We start from the raw sequence: 13,844 nt of genomic DNA on the forward strand, positions 1-13,844 counted from the left end.
TCGGCGGTCCGACTGGGAGGTGTACCCCGATGCGATCGTCTCTCCGACGAGCCCCACTCAGAACACTCGCGATTCTCGCCACCGTTGTACTGCTGCCGGGTCTTCTCGCGCAGCCCGCGTCCGCCGCGGCGCCCGCGAAGGGCTGGCCCGCCGCCATCGACGGGTCGACCTGGGAGAACCAGGACCACATGACGTGGGGCGACTACCGCAAGCCGCCCGGCACGAACTGGGCCGACCCCGCGTTGAAGCCGACCAAACGGACGTTCAAGGGCGCCGTGGTGCTCGCCGACTACCCGGACCAGGAGTTCGCGGTCACCCAGGCCCCGCACTCGACGGTCTTCGGCAACCCCGGCCCCGCCGCCAGCAACATCCCCCGGGGCGGCGTCGCGAAGTTCTACCAGGACTTCCTCAACAAGCCGCAGGCCCTCAACCAGGGGCACACGATCAACGAGTACTGGATGGAGGACTCCGGCGGCAGGCTGGGCGTCGACCTGACCGCGTTCGGGCCGTACCGGCTGCCCGGCAAGTCCTTCGAGTACGGCATGGAGTTCCAGCCGGACGCCTGCCCGCCCACCGCGAACTGCAAGCGTGACCTGCGCACCGACGCGGGCGCGGCCTGGCGCGCGGACGTGGGCGACGTCGCCAAGCAGTTCGACTTCATCTTCTATCTTTCCGCCGGCCAGGACGAGAGCGCGACCTGGCAGGAATTCGGCGTGATGAAGTTCGGCGAAAAGGAGAACGTGACCGACGAATTCGGTCCCGGCGTCGCCGGAATGCCGAATGCCGCGGCCACCCGGTACGTCCCGTGGACGTCGTGGAAATCGGCGGCGAGCATCTGGCCGAACGCGGTCACCGGTTCCTCGACCCAGGCGGAAAGCTCGGGCCAGGCGGTTTACGCGCACGAATTCAGCCACATTCTCGGGATCGGCGACAACTACAACAACCCGTTCGGCAATCCGCCGTCCCGGGCGTACACCGGGCCGTGGGAGATGATGTCGCGCGGCACGTTCAACGGTCCGGGCGGACCGCACACGCGCTGGCAGATCCCGGCCACGCAGGGCGGTTCGATGGGGGCGCACCACATGCTGCGCACCAAGATGAAGCTCGACATCATCGACCCCGAGGACGTGCTGAAACTCGACCGCGACCAGCTCGCCAAGACCGGGCCGGTTTCGACGCGGATCACCGCGCGGTCGGTGCTGCCGGGTCAGGGCGCCTACAGCGGGATCAACATCGCGCTCACCGGCGGGGACCTTTCGCCGAAATGCGACCGGTCGAAGGATCCGTTCTGCGACGGCGGTGGCTACAACAATTACACCGTCGAGGTCGTCGACCGGATGGGCAGCGATTCCTTCGCGCCGGATTCCGGCGTCATCATCGCGAAGACGAAGAACCAGGACAACGCCCCGTTCGAATGGATCGTCGACGCGAATCCGGCCGACATCGGCATGACCGACTACAAGAAGCCCGACGGCACGGCGGTACCGATCACCATCGGCGACTACCGCCAGCTCAACGATGCCGCGTTCAAGGCGGGCACCGGTTCGGCGAGCAAGTACGAGCACACCGACGAGGCGAACCGGCTGAAGTTCCTGGTCTCGGACGTCGAGCGCGACCGCAAGGGCGTGCTGTCCTACGTCGTCACGGTGGCCTCGCTCGACGGCGCCGGCACGCAGGCCCGGGGCGTCTCGTTGTGGCCGTCGGCCCCCGCGTTCGCCAGGAACGGGCTCGCGAGCTGCTCGTTCCCGGTGCTCAACACGGGTAACGCCAAGGGTGCGGTGGCGCCGTACAACACCGACACCTACCGCCTGAGCGCGTCCACCAACGCCAAGGGCTGGGAGGTCCGGCTGCCGAACGAGCTGTCCACCGTCCCCTTCGGTGGCCGTTCCTCGGCGACGGCGCACGCCAAACGGGCCGCGGGCGGTGACCACGTCGCGCACGTCAAGCTGACCGCGACGTCGATCGCCGATCCGGCCAAGACGGCGACGTCGTTCTGTGCCGCTTTCGCCTTCTGACCGAGGGCTTATGTCATGAAAGGGTCTTTCAGGACGTACAGCGCTGATTCAAAGCGTGTCCTGAAAGACCCTTTCATGACACCCCGGAGGTGAGGGCCACGCCGTCGCGCGGCAGGGCTAGGCTCAGGCGCCATGAGCGCGGTGTACGACTGCAGCAAGCGTGATTCCCGGGCCGACGGGCTCGCCGCGGCGGCGAGCGCGGTGCGCTCCAGCCGCCTGGTGGTCCTCCCGACCGACACGGTCTACGGAATCGGCGCGGACGCCTTCGACGGCGGCGCCGTCCAGTCCCTGCTCCGGGCCAAGAACCGCGGCCCGGACATGCCGGTCGGCGTCCTCGTCGGCTCCTGGTCCACTGTGGATGGACTGGTGCTCGGCGTGCCGCCGCAGGCCCGCGCGCTCATCGAGGCCTTCTGGCCCGGTGACCTCTCCATCGTGCTGCCGCACGCGCCGAGCCTGCAGTGGGACCTGGGTCAGTCACGCGGAACGGTGATGCTGCGGATGCCGCTGCACCCGGTCGCGTTGGAACTCCTCCGTGACGTCGGCCCGATGGCGGTCTCGAGCGCGAACGTCTCCGGCCAGCCTCCGGCGTCCACCGCGCAGGACGCGGTCGACCAGCTCGGTGACAGCGTCGCGGTGTACCTCGACGGTGGCTCCACCGGCGAACCCGTTCCGTCCTCGATGGTCGATCTCACCGGTGACGAACCGGTCGTCCTGCGGGAGGGCGCGGTCAGCCGCGCGGCGATCGCGGAAGTACTGGGAGTGTCCGCCGAGTCACTCGCCTGATCCCGAGTCCTAGTACCGTTCGCCGCCGTATCTCCCTGGCGCGGTAGCGTGTTCAGGTGACTTGGACCTCGGCGGCGTAACGCACCATGCCTCCTACGCAAGGCCTCCCGATCCGGGAGTACCTCCTCGTCGCCCTTACCGCGGCGGCAGTTACCTTCCTGCTCACCGGCGTCGTGCGACGGGTCGCCATCCGGATCGGCGCGATCGCGAACCCGCGGGCCCGGGACGTCCACGTCACCCCGATCCCGCGGATGGGCGGTATCGGCATCTTTCTCGGTGTCGCCGCCGCGATGGGGCTCGCGCACCAGTTGCCCGCGCTGAGCCGGGGTTTCGACTTCTCGTTCGACTCGCTGGGCGTGCTGCTCGCCGCCGGCGTCATCTCCCTGATCGGCGCGCTCGACGACCGGTTCGAACTGGACGCCTGGACGAAGCTGGCCGGTCAGGTCATGTGCGCCGGGATCCTGGTCATCTTCGGTGTGCAGTGGGTGTCGTTCTGGGTGCCGTGGGGCGGGGGCGACAACTCCTTCGGCCAGGTCTTGGTGCTGGACAAGAACCAGGGCGCGTTGCTGACCGTCGTGCTGGTGGTCGTCATGGTCAACGCGATGAACTTCGTCGACGGCCTCGACGGGCTCGCCGGCGGCCTCGGGTTCATCGCCGCCGCCGCGACGTGTTCCTTCTCGCTCGGCCTGCTCGACTCCTCGGGCGGTGACGTCGGCGCGTACCCGCCCGCCCTGATCGCCGCCACGCTCGCCGGGGCCTGTCTGGGTTTCCTGCCGTACAACTTCCAGCCCGCGAAGATCTTCATGGGCGACTCGGGCTCGATGATGATCGGCCTCATGCTCGCGGGCGCGACGACGTCCGCGTCGGGCCGCGTGCCCTATCCGCAGTTCAGCGGCAAGGACGCGCTCGCGTTGCTCTCGCCGCTCGTGGTGGTCGCCGCGGTGCTGTTCGTGCCGCTGCTCGACCTGATCATGGCGGTCATCCGCCGGACCCGCCGGGGCGAGAGCCCGTTCGCCGCGGACAAGATGCACCTGCACCACCGGCTGCTCGAAATCGGCCACTCCCAGCGCCGTGCGGTCCTGCTCATCTACTTGTGGGCCGGGCTGCTCGCGTTCGGCGCCGTTTCGGTGACGTTGTTCGACGATGTCGCGGTTTTCTGGATCGTCGGCTTCGGCTTTTTGCTGGCGACGCTGGTGTCGGTCGTCCCCAGACTGCGGTCGCGTAACCGGACCGCCTGAACGGCGAGACTGGACCGCCTGAATGGCAGAAACAGACTGCCTGAAAGGCGCGATCGGGACGGGCCTACACTGGTCGGCTGAGACGACCAGGGAGTTTTCTGTGAGCGAGACCGAAAAGACCGTCGAGGCGGAGGAGAACCCCCACGCCAAGGTGGTTCTGCAGGCGGCCAACGCGATGATGAAGGCCTCTCTGATGCTGGTTCCGCCCGCGGTGCTCGTGTGCGTCGTGGTCTTCACCATCCTCAAAGGACTCCCGGGCTTCACCGGCTCGGCCATCGGCGGCGTGCTCGCCCTTGTTTCGGCACTGGCGACGCTGGGCCTCATGCGCTTCAGCGCGGGCATGGACCCGATGTTCGTGATGGTGATCGCTCTCGGTGGTTACGTGCTCAAGATCCTCGTCCTCTTCGCGGCGCTGAGCCTGCTTCGCGGCGTGTCCGCGATCCACCCGATGGCGCTGGGCGTCACCATGATCGTCGCCATTCTCGTGGCCGCCGCCGTGGAGTTCGCGGCGTTCCGCAAGACCAAGATCCCGACGATCATCCCCGCCTCCCGCTGATCGCGGGACCGAGGTCCTGACCTGGTACGGGACCTAGGTCCTCGGCCGATCGGTGGCAATGTAGTACGCCTGTACGGCGCCTGGGAACCGGCTGATATGGTCCGCATATGGGCGGCGGCCTCGGTCGCCGGCTCCTGATGACGAACCCCGAACAGCAGTGTGGCGACGGTGTTGAATCGTCCCTTCTTACCCGCTGGTAGGCGTCTGTCTCCCGGGAGCACTGCATCGAGAATCCTCGTGTGCGGAACGTGAAGCCGTGTTCAGCACATCGTGGGGTGCCGCCTCCGACGGCCCGATACGTGTCGGGTACGTTAAGTCCAGATCGTGACGATTCCCCCGGCGGAGTGAACGCCGGCCGGGAGAACCGGAAGGAGCCCAGTGGGCGCGCTGGTACTAGCCGAGGGTGCGGAGTTCACGCCGCCTGGCGTAAAAGACTTCAACCTACCGCCGTTGTTCGGCTCCGGCTATTGGTTGAGCTTCACCAAGCCGATGTTGCTGGTGGTCATCTCTCTGATCATCCTCATCACCTACTTCATGGTGTCGTCGCGCAGGTTGAAGGTCGTCCCGGGTAAGGGACAGTTCATCGCCGAATCGATTTACAACTTCGGCCGCAACAACATCGCGCGGGAACAGATCGGCTCTGCTGACTTCAAGCCGTTCATCCCGCTGGTCCTGGGACTGTTCAGCTTCATTCTGGTGAACAACCTCTTCGGGATCATCCCGTTCTTTCAGTTCCCGACGATGGCGCGTATCGGCTTCCCGGTCGCCCTCGCGTTCCTTGTCGTTTACCCGGTGTATCACTTCGTCGGTTTCAAACGCCACGGCTTCAAGGGTTACCTGAAGAAGGAACTGGCGCCCGCGGGCATTCCCGGGTTCGTTCTGCCGCTGTACTCCACCATCGAGTTCGCGCAGAAGTTCTTCATCGCGCCGGCCACGCTGGCCATCCGAGTCTTCGCGGCGATGTTCGCCGGGCACCTGATCATCATGGTCTTCACGCTCGGCGGGAGCTTCCTGCTGACCGAGGGCGAAGGCATCGTGAAGGTCGCGTCGCCGGTGGCATTCCTGTTCGCCATCGCGATGACCTTCCTGGAGGCATTCATCCAGGTCCTGCAGGCCTACATTTTCGCACTGCTGTCCGCAGGGTATATCGGCGCCGCGCTGGCGTCGGAGCACTGAGAACACCAAAGCCCCCGATCCGCGTGAGTCGCGCGGACCGAGTTTGAAGGGAAACGCACGTGAGCAACATCGTTCTTGCGCAGGCTGCCGAGGCCGCTACCAACATCAACCCGGGTCTCGCCGCCATTGGTTACGGCCTCGGCGCGATCGGCCCCGGTATCGGTGTGGGTCTGATCTTCGCCGCCGTCATCAACGGCACCGCCCGTCAGCCGGAGGCCCAGGGCAAGCTGCAGAGCATCGCCTTCTCGACCTTCGTGCTGACCGAGGTGTTGGCGCTGATCGGTATCGTCATCTACTTCCTCGCCTCCGCCTAGGGCTGAGTTCCGCTCATCGCTTAAGGAGACGTTGTGCTGAAGACCGACTTGGTGTTGGCCGCCGAGGCGCCCAACCCGATCGTGCCGCACGTTCCCGAGCTCATCCTCGGTTTCATCGCCTTCCTTCTGCTGCTGTTCGTTCTGAAGAAGTACGTCGTCCCGCGTTTCGAGACGGCCTTTGAAGAGCGGACCAAGCTGATCGAGGGCGGCATCGAGCGAGCCGAGAAGGCGCAGGCCGAAGCCGAAGAAAACCTTGCGCAGTACAAGGCGCAGCTGGCGGAAGCCCGTTCCGAGGCCGCGAAGATCCGCGACGACGCCCGGCTCGAAGCCGAGCAGATCAAGGCGGAACTGCGGGCCGACGCCGAGGCCGAGTCCCAGCGCATCGTCGCCCAGGGGCAGGCTCAGCTGCAGGCCCAGAAGGCGCAGATCATCGCCGAGCTGCGCGCCGAACTCGGCCGTAACTCCATCGAGCTGGCCAGCCGCATCGTCGGCGAGTCGCTCGCGGACGACGCGCGCCGCCACGGCACCGTGGACCGGTTCCTTGCCGAATTGGAGACCGCCGGTGCCAACGGTGCCGGTCACGGAGCGGGGAAGTAGACCAGAATGACGCTGCATGCTGCGAGCCGTGAAGCGCTCGACCTCGCCGAGAATCGTCTCGGCGAGGTTCTGGCCGCCGCGGGTACGGACCCGACTGTGTCCTCCTCGCTCGGCGACGAGTTGCTTTCGGTCGTCGCCCTGCTGGACCGGGAGATCGGCCTGCGCCGGGCCGTCGCCGACGGTTCGTCCACGCCCGAAGCCCGAATCGGCCTCGCCCGCGGGATCCTCGCGGGCAAGGTTTCCGAACCGGCCCTGCAGGTGCTCGACTCCGTGGCGGGCAGCCGCTGGTCGAGCCCGCGTGAACTCTCCGACGGGCTCGAGGCCCTCGGCCGCTCGGCGCTGCTCACCAGTGCGGAGAAGTCCGGGAACATCGACGCTGTCGAAGACCAGTTGTTCCGGGTCAGCCGTATCGTTGCGGGTGAACCGGAGCTCGAACGGGCCCTGGCCGACCTGGCCGCTCCCATCGAGGCGAAGCGGACCCTCGTCCGCAATCTCTTCGCCGACAAGGTGGACGTGGTCACCGAGACCCTCGTCGAGCAGGTCGTCCTGCGCGCCAAGGGACGCGGGGTCGGCAACGCCCTCGAGCAACTGGTCCAGCTGGCCGCGGAACGTCGCGAACGCTCGGTCGCCCAGGTGACCAGCGCGAGCGCGCTGTCCGACGAGCAGCAGGCTCGGCTGAGCGAGAAGCTCAACGCCCTTTACGGGCGGCAGCTCGCGCTGCACGTCGAGGTCGACCCGTCGCTGGGCGGCGGGCTCATCGTCCGCGTCGGCGACGAGGTCATCGACGGCAGCACCGCGGGGCGGATCGACTCCCTGCGTCGCCGGCTGGCCGGCTGACCCACCCACAACGACTTTGCACACTGGCACGAACGAAGCGAGAGCGGGAACGAAATGGCGGAGCTGACGATCTCCTCGGATGAGATCCGTAGCGCGATCGAGAACTACGTCTCGAGTTACGCCCCGGACGTGAGCCGGGAAGAAGTCGGTGTCGTCATCGACGCCGGTGACGGTATCGCCCACGTAGAGGGCCTTCCTTCCGCGATGGCCAACGAGCTGCTCGAGTTCCCCGGTGGGGTCCTCGGCGTCGCGCTGAACCTGGACGCGCGTTCCATCGGTGTCGCGATCCTCGGTGACTTCGAGACCGTCGTCGAAGGCCAGCAGGTCAAGCGGACCGGTCAGGTCCTCTCGGTCCCGGTCGGCGAGGGCTACCTCGGCCGCGTGGTGAACCCGCTGGGCGCCCCGATCGACGGCCTCGGCGAGATCGAGACCACCGAGCGCCGCCCGCTGGAGGTCAAGGCCGCTTCGGTGGTCGAGCGCCAGCCGGTGGCCGAGCCGCTGCAGACCGGTATCACCGCGATCGACGCGATGACCCCGATCGGCCGTGGCCAGCGTCAGCTGATCATCGGTGACCGCAAGACCGGTAAGACGGCCGTCGCGGTGGACACGATCATCAACCAGAAGGCCAACTGGGAGACCGGCGACCCGAAGAAGCAGGTTCGCTGCATCTACGTCGCGGTCGGCCAGAAGGGCTCCACGATCGCCGCGGTGAAGAAGGCCCTCGAGGACGCCGGCGCGATGGAGTACACCACCATCGTCGCGGCCCCCGCGTCGGACTCCGCCGGCTTCAAGTGGATCGCGCCGTACACCGGTTCGGCCATCGGCCAGCACTGGATGTACGAGGGCAAGCACGTCCTCATCGTGTTCGACGACCTGACCAAGCAGGCCGACGCCTACCGCGCGATTTCGCTGCTGCTGCGTCGCCCGCCGGGCCGTGAAGCCTTCCCCGGCGACGTCTTCTACTTGCACTCCCGTCTCCTCGAGCGTTGCGCCAAGCTCTCGGACGAGCTGGGCGCGGGCTCGCTGACCGGTCTCCCGATCATCGAGACCAAGGCGAACGACGTGTCGGCCTACATCCCGACCAACGTCATCTCGATCACCGACGGTCAGTGCTTCTTCCAGTCGGACCTCTTCAACGCCGGTCAGCGCCCGGCCATCGACGTGGGTATCTCGGTTTCCCGCGTGGGTGGTGCCGCGCAGGTCAAGGCGATGAAGGACGTTTCGGGTTCGCTCCGGATCGACCTGTCGCAGTACCGCGAGCTGGAGGCCTTCGCGGCCTTCGCTTCGGACCTCGACGAGGCGTCGAAGGCGCAGCTCGAGCGCGGTGTCCGGCTGTACGAAGTGCTCAAGCAGCCGCAGTACTCCCCGATCCCGGTCGAGGAGCAGGTCGTCACGGTGTACCTGGGTACCAAGGGGCACTTCGACACGGTTCCGACCGAGGACGTGCGTCGCTTCCGTGACGAGTTCGTCGACTCCACCCGCCGTAAGCACGGCGAGCTGCTCAAGGACATCCGCGAGTCGGGCAAGTTCTCCAAGGAGACCGCTTCCGGGCTGGTCGACGCGGTGGACGAGTTCAAGAAGGAGTTCACCACCTCCGAGGGCAAGAGCCTGGTCGAGGTCTCCGACGCGATGGCCGCCGAGAAGGTCGGGCAAGAGACCGTCAAGGTCAACAAGCCCGCGCCGAAGAAGTGAGCTGGTAGCTCATGGCCGCACAACTCCGAGAACTCCGGTCGCGTATCAAGGCGACCAAGTCCATCGGCAAGATCACCAAGGCGATGGAGCTCATCGCGACCGCGCGCATCACCAAGGCGCGTGCGAAGGTCGCGGCGTCCCGGCCCTACGCGGACGAGATCACGAACGTGCTCTCCGCGTTGGCCAGCGCCTCGTCGAACCTCGACCACCCGCTCCTGGTCGAGCGTTCGAACCCGAAGCGCGCGGCGGTCCTCGTGATCACCAGCGACAAGGGCCAGTGCGGTGGGTACAACTCCAACGTGCTGAAGGCGACCGAGGGGCTTCTCACGCTGCTGCGTGAGCAGGGCAAGGAGCCGGTGCTGTACGTGACCGGCAACAAGGGCCTGAGCTACTACCGGTTCCGTGGCCGCGAGGTGACCGAAGGCTGGACGGGTTTCTCCGACCAGCCCGGTTACGTCAACGCCGCGGGTGCCGGTGAGCTCATCGTCGAGTCGTTCCTCAACGGCGCCGACGACGAGGCGGGCAACGCCGACGGCATCCTCGGTGTCGACGAGATCCACGTCGTCTACACCGAGTTCGTCTCGATGCTCACCCAGCGTCCGGTCGCCAAGCGCGTCGCGCCGCTCGAGGTCGAGTACACCGAAGACGAAGAGGAAAAGCCCGCCGGCCTGCTCCCGAGCTACGAGTTCGAGCCCAATGCCGAAAAGCTGCTCTCCGCGTTGCTGCCGAAGTACATCAACACGCGGATCTTCGCGGCCATGCTCGAGTCGGCCGCGTCGGAACTCGCCGCGCGCCGTACCGCGATGAAGGCCGCGTCGGACAATGCGAACGACCTGGTGAACACGTTGACGCGGGAGGCGAACCAGGCCCGCCAGGCGCAGATCACCCAGGAGATCAGCGAAATTGTTGGTGGCGTGGACGCGCTCACCGCTGCAGGAAGTGATGACTGATGACCAGTACTGAAACCCCGCGTGCCAAGGGGCGCATCGTCTCGGTGACCGGCCCGGTCGTCGACGTCGAATTCCCGCGCGGTTCCGTTCCCGACCAGTTCAGCGCGCTCAAGGTCGAAATCGAGTTCGAGCAGCTGCGCAAGACGGTGACCCTCGAGGTCGCCAGCCACCTCGGTGACAACCTCGTCCGCACCATCTCGCTCCAGCCGCAGGACGGCCTGGTGCGGGGTGCCGAGGTCACCAACACCGGTGGTCCCATCACCGTTCCGGTGGGCGACAAGGTCAAGGGCCACGTCTACAACGCGCTCGGCGAGTGCCTCGACGAGCCCGGCTACGGCGAGGACCTCGAGCGCTGGGGCATCCACCGCAACCCGCCTTCCTTCGACCAGCTCGAGGGCAAGACGACGATGCTGGAGACCGGCCTCAAGGTCGTCGACCTGCTGACCCCGTACGTCGAGGGCGGCAAGATCGGCCTGTTCGGCGGTGCCGGCGTCGGCAAGACGGTGCTCATCAAGGAGATGATCACCCGTGTCGCCCGGAACTTCGGTGGCACCTCGGTGTTCGCCGGTGTCGGCGAGCGCACCCGTGAGGGCAACGACCTCTTCCTGGAGATGTCCGAGGACGGCGTCATCAACGACACCGCCCTCGTCTTCGGCCAGATGGACGAGCCGCCCGGCACGCGTATGCGCGTCGCGCTGTCCGCGCTGACCATGGCGGAGTACTTCCGCGATGTGCAGAACCAGGACGTGCTGCTGTTCATCGACAACATCTTCCGGTTCACCCAGGCCGGTTCCGAGGTGTCGACCCTGCTGGGCCGCATGCCTTCGGCCGTGGGTTACCAGCCGACGCTGGCCGACGAGATGGGTCAGCTCCAGGAGCGGATCACCTCGACCCGTGGTCGTTCGATCACCTCGATGCAGGCGATCTACGTCCCCGCGGACGACTACACCGACCCGGCCCCGGCGACGACGTTCGCCCACCTGGACGCCACCACCGAGCTTTCGCGTGGTGTCTTCCAGAAGGGCATCTTCCCGGCGGTGGACCCGCTGGCGTCGACGTCGACCATTCTCGACCCGGCCATCGTCGGTGAGGACCACTACCGGGTGGCCTCCGAGGTCATCCGGATCCTGCAGAAGTACAAGGAACTGCAGGACATCATCGCGATCCTCGGTATGGACGAGCTCTCGGAAGAGGACAAGCTGACCGTTCAGCGCGCGCGCCGCATCGAGCGGTTCCTGTCGCAGAACATGCTGGTCGCCGAGGCGTTCACGCAGATCCCGGGCTCGACCGTGCCGCTGTCGGAGACCATCGAGTCCTTCGACCGCATCACCAAGGGCGACTTCGACCACTACCCGGAGCAGGCGTTCCTGGGTATCGGTGGCCTCGAAGACCTCGAGAAGAAGTACAAGGAAATCACCAAGAAGTGATGTTCCGATGAGCGGCGGGATCAGTGTCTACTGTGGACGCTGGTCCCGTCGTTCGCTTACTGGGAGCCTTGACTATTACACTCGGTGCCAGCACCTGAGGTGAAGGGAAGCTACGTGGCTGAGATTTCTGTCGAGCTGGTAGCCGTCGAGCGCCGTCTCTGGTCCGGTACCGCCACGTTCGTGGTGGCACAGACCACCGAGGGCGAGATCGGCATCATGGCCGGTCACGAGCCGGTACTTGGACAGCTCGTCGAGGGTGGCGTCGTGAAGGTGACGACCACGGACGGCGAAACGGTGTGCGCAGCGGTGCACGGCGGTTTCCTGTCGGTCACCGCGACCGGCGTGAGCATCCTCGCCGAGAGCGCTGAGCTTTCGGACGAGATCGACGTCGAAGCGGCCAAGAAGGCGTTGAGCGGCGAAGACGAGCAAGAGCGGGCTCGGGCGACCGCCCAGCTTCGCGCGGCCGGTCAGTCGGTCTGACCGGGCAACGGGCAGGGGCCGGGCCGTGGAAATCGCCGTGGGTGTTCTCGGGGCCCTGACCATCCTGGCCGTCGTCGTGGCCTGGTATTCGCTGAGATGGGTCCGGATGCGCCGCGGTGGTGGCGTGAGCGTCGCACTGCGGTGGCGTCCGGACGAGGCGCGGTCCAGCTGGCATCTGGGGCTGGGCCGCTACGAAGGCGACGAGTTCGTCTGGTTCCGGGTGTGGAGCCTGCGCAACGGCCCGGACCGGGTCTTCCAGCGGGCCAGCATGGAGATCGCGGACCGGCGCGACCCGTCCGGCACCGAGGCGTACGCCGTCCCCGAAGGCTCGATCGTCCTGCGGTGTGAGTCCGCCACGCAGGAGGCGATCGAGATCGCGATGGGCCCGGGTGCCCTCACCGGCTTCCTCTCCTGGCTCGAGTCGGCCCCACCGGGACGCCGTCTTCCCCGCGCTTCCTGAGTATCTGAATCGGTTCCGCGGGCACGCCGTATGCTCGCGCCCGTGACCATCGTCGACATCCCCGGTTCGAAGTCGATCACCGCCCGAGGCCTGTTCCTCGCGGCCGCCGCCCACGGCACGACCGTGCTGAGCAGGCCGCTGCGTTCGGACGACTCCGAGGGCTTCGCCGAAGGCCTGCTGAAGCTCGGCTATCAGATCTCCCGCACTTCCGGCGAGTGGACCATCGAGGGCAGGCCCGAGGGCCCGGCCGCCGACAGCGCCGACGTCTTCTGCCGCGACGGCGCCACCACAGCACGCTTTCTGCCGGCCCTGGCCGCCGCCGGGCACGGGACCTTTCGCTTCGACGCGTCCGAGCAGATGCGCGCCCGTCCGTTGGGGCCGCTCACCGACGCCCTGCTGGAACTCGGCGTCGACCTCACCTTCGAAGGCTCGCCGGGCCACCATCCGCTGGTGGTGCGGGCCGCCGGGATCAAGGGCGGCGACCTCACGCTGGACGCCGGCCTGTCGTCGCAGTTCCTGACCGCGTTGCTGCTGGTCGGCCCGCTGACCGCGGAGGGACTGCGGATCACCGTCACCGACCTCGTTTCGGTGCCCTACGTCGAGATCACCATCGCGATGATGCGGCGCTTCGGCGTCGAGGTCGTCCGGGACGGCGACACGTTCATCGTGCCGCCCACGCCGTACCAGGCGTGCCGCTACGAGATCGAGCCCGACGCTTCGACGTCGAGCTACTTCTTCGCCGCGGCGGCTCTGACCGGGCGTTCGGTGACGATCCCGGGGCTTTCGGCCGGCGCTCTGCAAGGTGATCTGGGCTTCGTCGAGGTCCTGCGGCAGATGGGCGCGGACGTCGAGGTCGGCTCGGACGCCGTCACCGTGACCGGCACCGGCGGACTTCGCGGTGTCACGGTGAACATGCGCGACATCTCCGACACCGTGCCGACGCTCGCGGCCATCGCGCCGTTCGCGGACGGGCCGGTGCGGATCGAGGACGTCTACAACACGCGGATCAAGGAATGCGACCGGCTCGCCGCCTGCGAGGAGAACCTGCGCGCGATGGGCGTCTCGGTGGAGACCGGCCGGGATTGGATCGAGATCCGGCCTTCGTCGCCTACGGGGGCTCTCGTGAAGTGCCGACGGGACCACCGGATCGCGATGGCGTTCAGTGTCACGGGGCTGCGGACGCCGGGCATCACGCTCGACGACCCGGGATGCGTGAAGAAGACGTTCCCCGGTTTCCACGACGCCCTCGCGCGGCTTCGCGGCACTTGGGGGGTTTGAGTCGTGCACATGAGATCGTCATCGACCGGCATTTCTACCGG

General features: G+C 67.0%; 14 protein-coding genes. All 14 read left to right on the forward strand.

What is annotated here, in order from left to right; all coding sequences use genetic code 11:
* Positions 1-29 precede the first annotated feature (29 nt).
* The 14 genes from ACLJRL_RS01710 (at position 30) to aroA (ending at position 13,803) form a co-directional block, all read left to right on the forward strand.
* Positions 30-2,015, forward strand: coding sequence for a M6 family metalloprotease domain-containing protein (locus ACLJRL_RS01710; protein ID WP_410654187.1), 1,986 nt, complete (start codon positions 30-32; stop codon positions 2,013-2,015).
* A gap of 132 nt (positions 2,016-2,147) precedes the next feature.
* Positions 2,148-2,798, forward strand: a complete 651-nt coding sequence (locus tag ACLJRL_RS01715; protein ID WP_410654188.1) for an L-threonylcarbamoyladenylate synthase — start codon at positions 2,148-2,150, stop codon at positions 2,796-2,798.
* Between the two features lie 86 nt (positions 2,799-2,884).
* Positions 2,885-4,036: a glycosyltransferase family 4 protein gene (locus ACLJRL_RS01720; RefSeq protein ID WP_410654189.1), complete on the forward strand. Its 1,152-nt coding sequence runs from the start codon at positions 2,885-2,887 to the stop codon at positions 4,034-4,036.
* 100 nt (positions 4,037-4,136) lie between these two features.
* On the forward strand, positions 4,137-4,592 hold the full coding sequence (locus tag ACLJRL_RS01725; RefSeq protein WP_410654190.1) for a hypothetical protein: 456 nt from the start codon (positions 4,137-4,139) through the stop codon (positions 4,590-4,592).
* 378 nt (positions 4,593-4,970) lie between these two features.
* A complete protein-coding gene (gene atpB, locus ACLJRL_RS01730; protein ID WP_410654191.1) occupies positions 4,971-5,768 on the forward strand; it encodes a F0F1 ATP synthase subunit A in 798 nt (265 codons plus the stop codon).
* Between the two features lie 59 nt (positions 5,769-5,827).
* Complete coding sequence (locus ACLJRL_RS01735) at positions 5,828-6,082, forward strand: ATP F0F1 synthase subunit C (protein ID WP_044852450.1); 255 nt, start codon at positions 5,828-5,830, stop codon at positions 6,080-6,082.
* 33 nt (positions 6,083-6,115) lie between these two features.
* Complete coding sequence (locus ACLJRL_RS01740; protein WP_410654192.1) at positions 6,116-6,679, forward strand: F0F1 ATP synthase subunit B; 564 nt, start codon at positions 6,116-6,118, stop codon at positions 6,677-6,679.
* Positions 6,680-6,685: 6 nt separating this feature from the next.
* Complete coding sequence (locus ACLJRL_RS01745) at positions 6,686-7,516, forward strand: F0F1 ATP synthase subunit delta (RefSeq protein ID WP_410654193.1); 831 nt, start codon at positions 6,686-6,688, stop codon at positions 7,514-7,516.
* Between the two features lie 54 nt (positions 7,517-7,570).
* Positions 7,571-9,208, forward strand: coding sequence for a F0F1 ATP synthase subunit alpha (atpA, locus tag ACLJRL_RS01750; protein ID WP_410654194.1), 1,638 nt, complete (start codon positions 7,571-7,573; stop codon positions 9,206-9,208).
* 11 nt (positions 9,209-9,219) lie between these two features.
* Entirely contained in the window at positions 9,220-10,158 is a 939-nt protein-coding gene (locus ACLJRL_RS01755) for a F0F1 ATP synthase subunit gamma (protein ID WP_410654195.1), read from the forward strand.
* A complete protein-coding gene (gene atpD / locus ACLJRL_RS01760) occupies positions 10,158-11,585 on the forward strand; it encodes a F0F1 ATP synthase subunit beta (RefSeq protein ID WP_410654196.1) in 1,428 nt (475 codons plus the stop codon). The genes ACLJRL_RS01755 and atpD overlap by 1 nt, the downstream gene beginning before the upstream one ends.
* A gap of 114 nt (positions 11,586-11,699) precedes the next feature.
* Positions 11,700-12,065: a F0F1 ATP synthase subunit epsilon gene (locus ACLJRL_RS01765; RefSeq protein WP_410654197.1), complete on the forward strand. Its 366-nt coding sequence runs from the start codon at positions 11,700-11,702 to the stop codon at positions 12,063-12,065.
* Positions 12,066-12,090: 25 nt separating this feature from the next.
* Complete coding sequence (locus ACLJRL_RS01770) at positions 12,091-12,525, forward strand: DUF2550 domain-containing protein (RefSeq protein WP_410654198.1); 435 nt, start codon at positions 12,091-12,093, stop codon at positions 12,523-12,525.
* A 42-nt stretch (positions 12,526-12,567) separates the two neighbouring features.
* Positions 12,568-13,803: a 3-phosphoshikimate 1-carboxyvinyltransferase gene (gene aroA, locus ACLJRL_RS01775; RefSeq protein WP_410654199.1), complete on the forward strand. Its 1,236-nt coding sequence runs from the start codon at positions 12,568-12,570 to the stop codon at positions 13,801-13,803.
* Positions 13,804-13,844: the final 41 nt, after the last annotated feature.

Origin of the sequence: Amycolatopsis sp. lyj-112, assembly GCF_046549055.1 — a bacterium.
Lineage (GTDB): Bacteria > Actinomycetota > Actinomycetes > Mycobacteriales > Pseudonocardiaceae > Amycolatopsis.

Coding starts and splice junctions, on each gene's coding strand:
- ACLJRL_RS01710 (WP_410654187.1), top strand. CDS start 30: ATGCGATCGTCTCTCCGACGAGCCCCACTCAGAACACTCGCGATTCTC.
- ACLJRL_RS01715 (WP_410654188.1), top strand. CDS start 2,148: ATGAGCGCGGTGTACGACTGCAGCAAGCGTGATTCCCGGGCCGACGGG.
- ACLJRL_RS01720 (WP_410654189.1), top strand. CDS start 2,885: ATGCCTCCTACGCAAGGCCTCCCGATCCGGGAGTACCTCCTCGTCGCC.
- ACLJRL_RS01745 (WP_410654193.1), top strand. CDS start 6,686: ATGACGCTGCATGCTGCGAGCCGTGAAGCGCTCGACCTCGCCGAGAAT.
- atpA (WP_410654194.1), top strand. CDS start 7,571: ATGGCGGAGCTGACGATCTCCTCGGATGAGATCCGTAGCGCGATCGAG.
- ACLJRL_RS01755 (WP_410654195.1), top strand. CDS start 9,220: ATGGCCGCACAACTCCGAGAACTCCGGTCGCGTATCAAGGCGACCAAG.
- atpD (WP_410654196.1), top strand. CDS start 10,158: ATGACCAGTACTGAAACCCCGCGTGCCAAGGGGCGCATCGTCTCGGTG.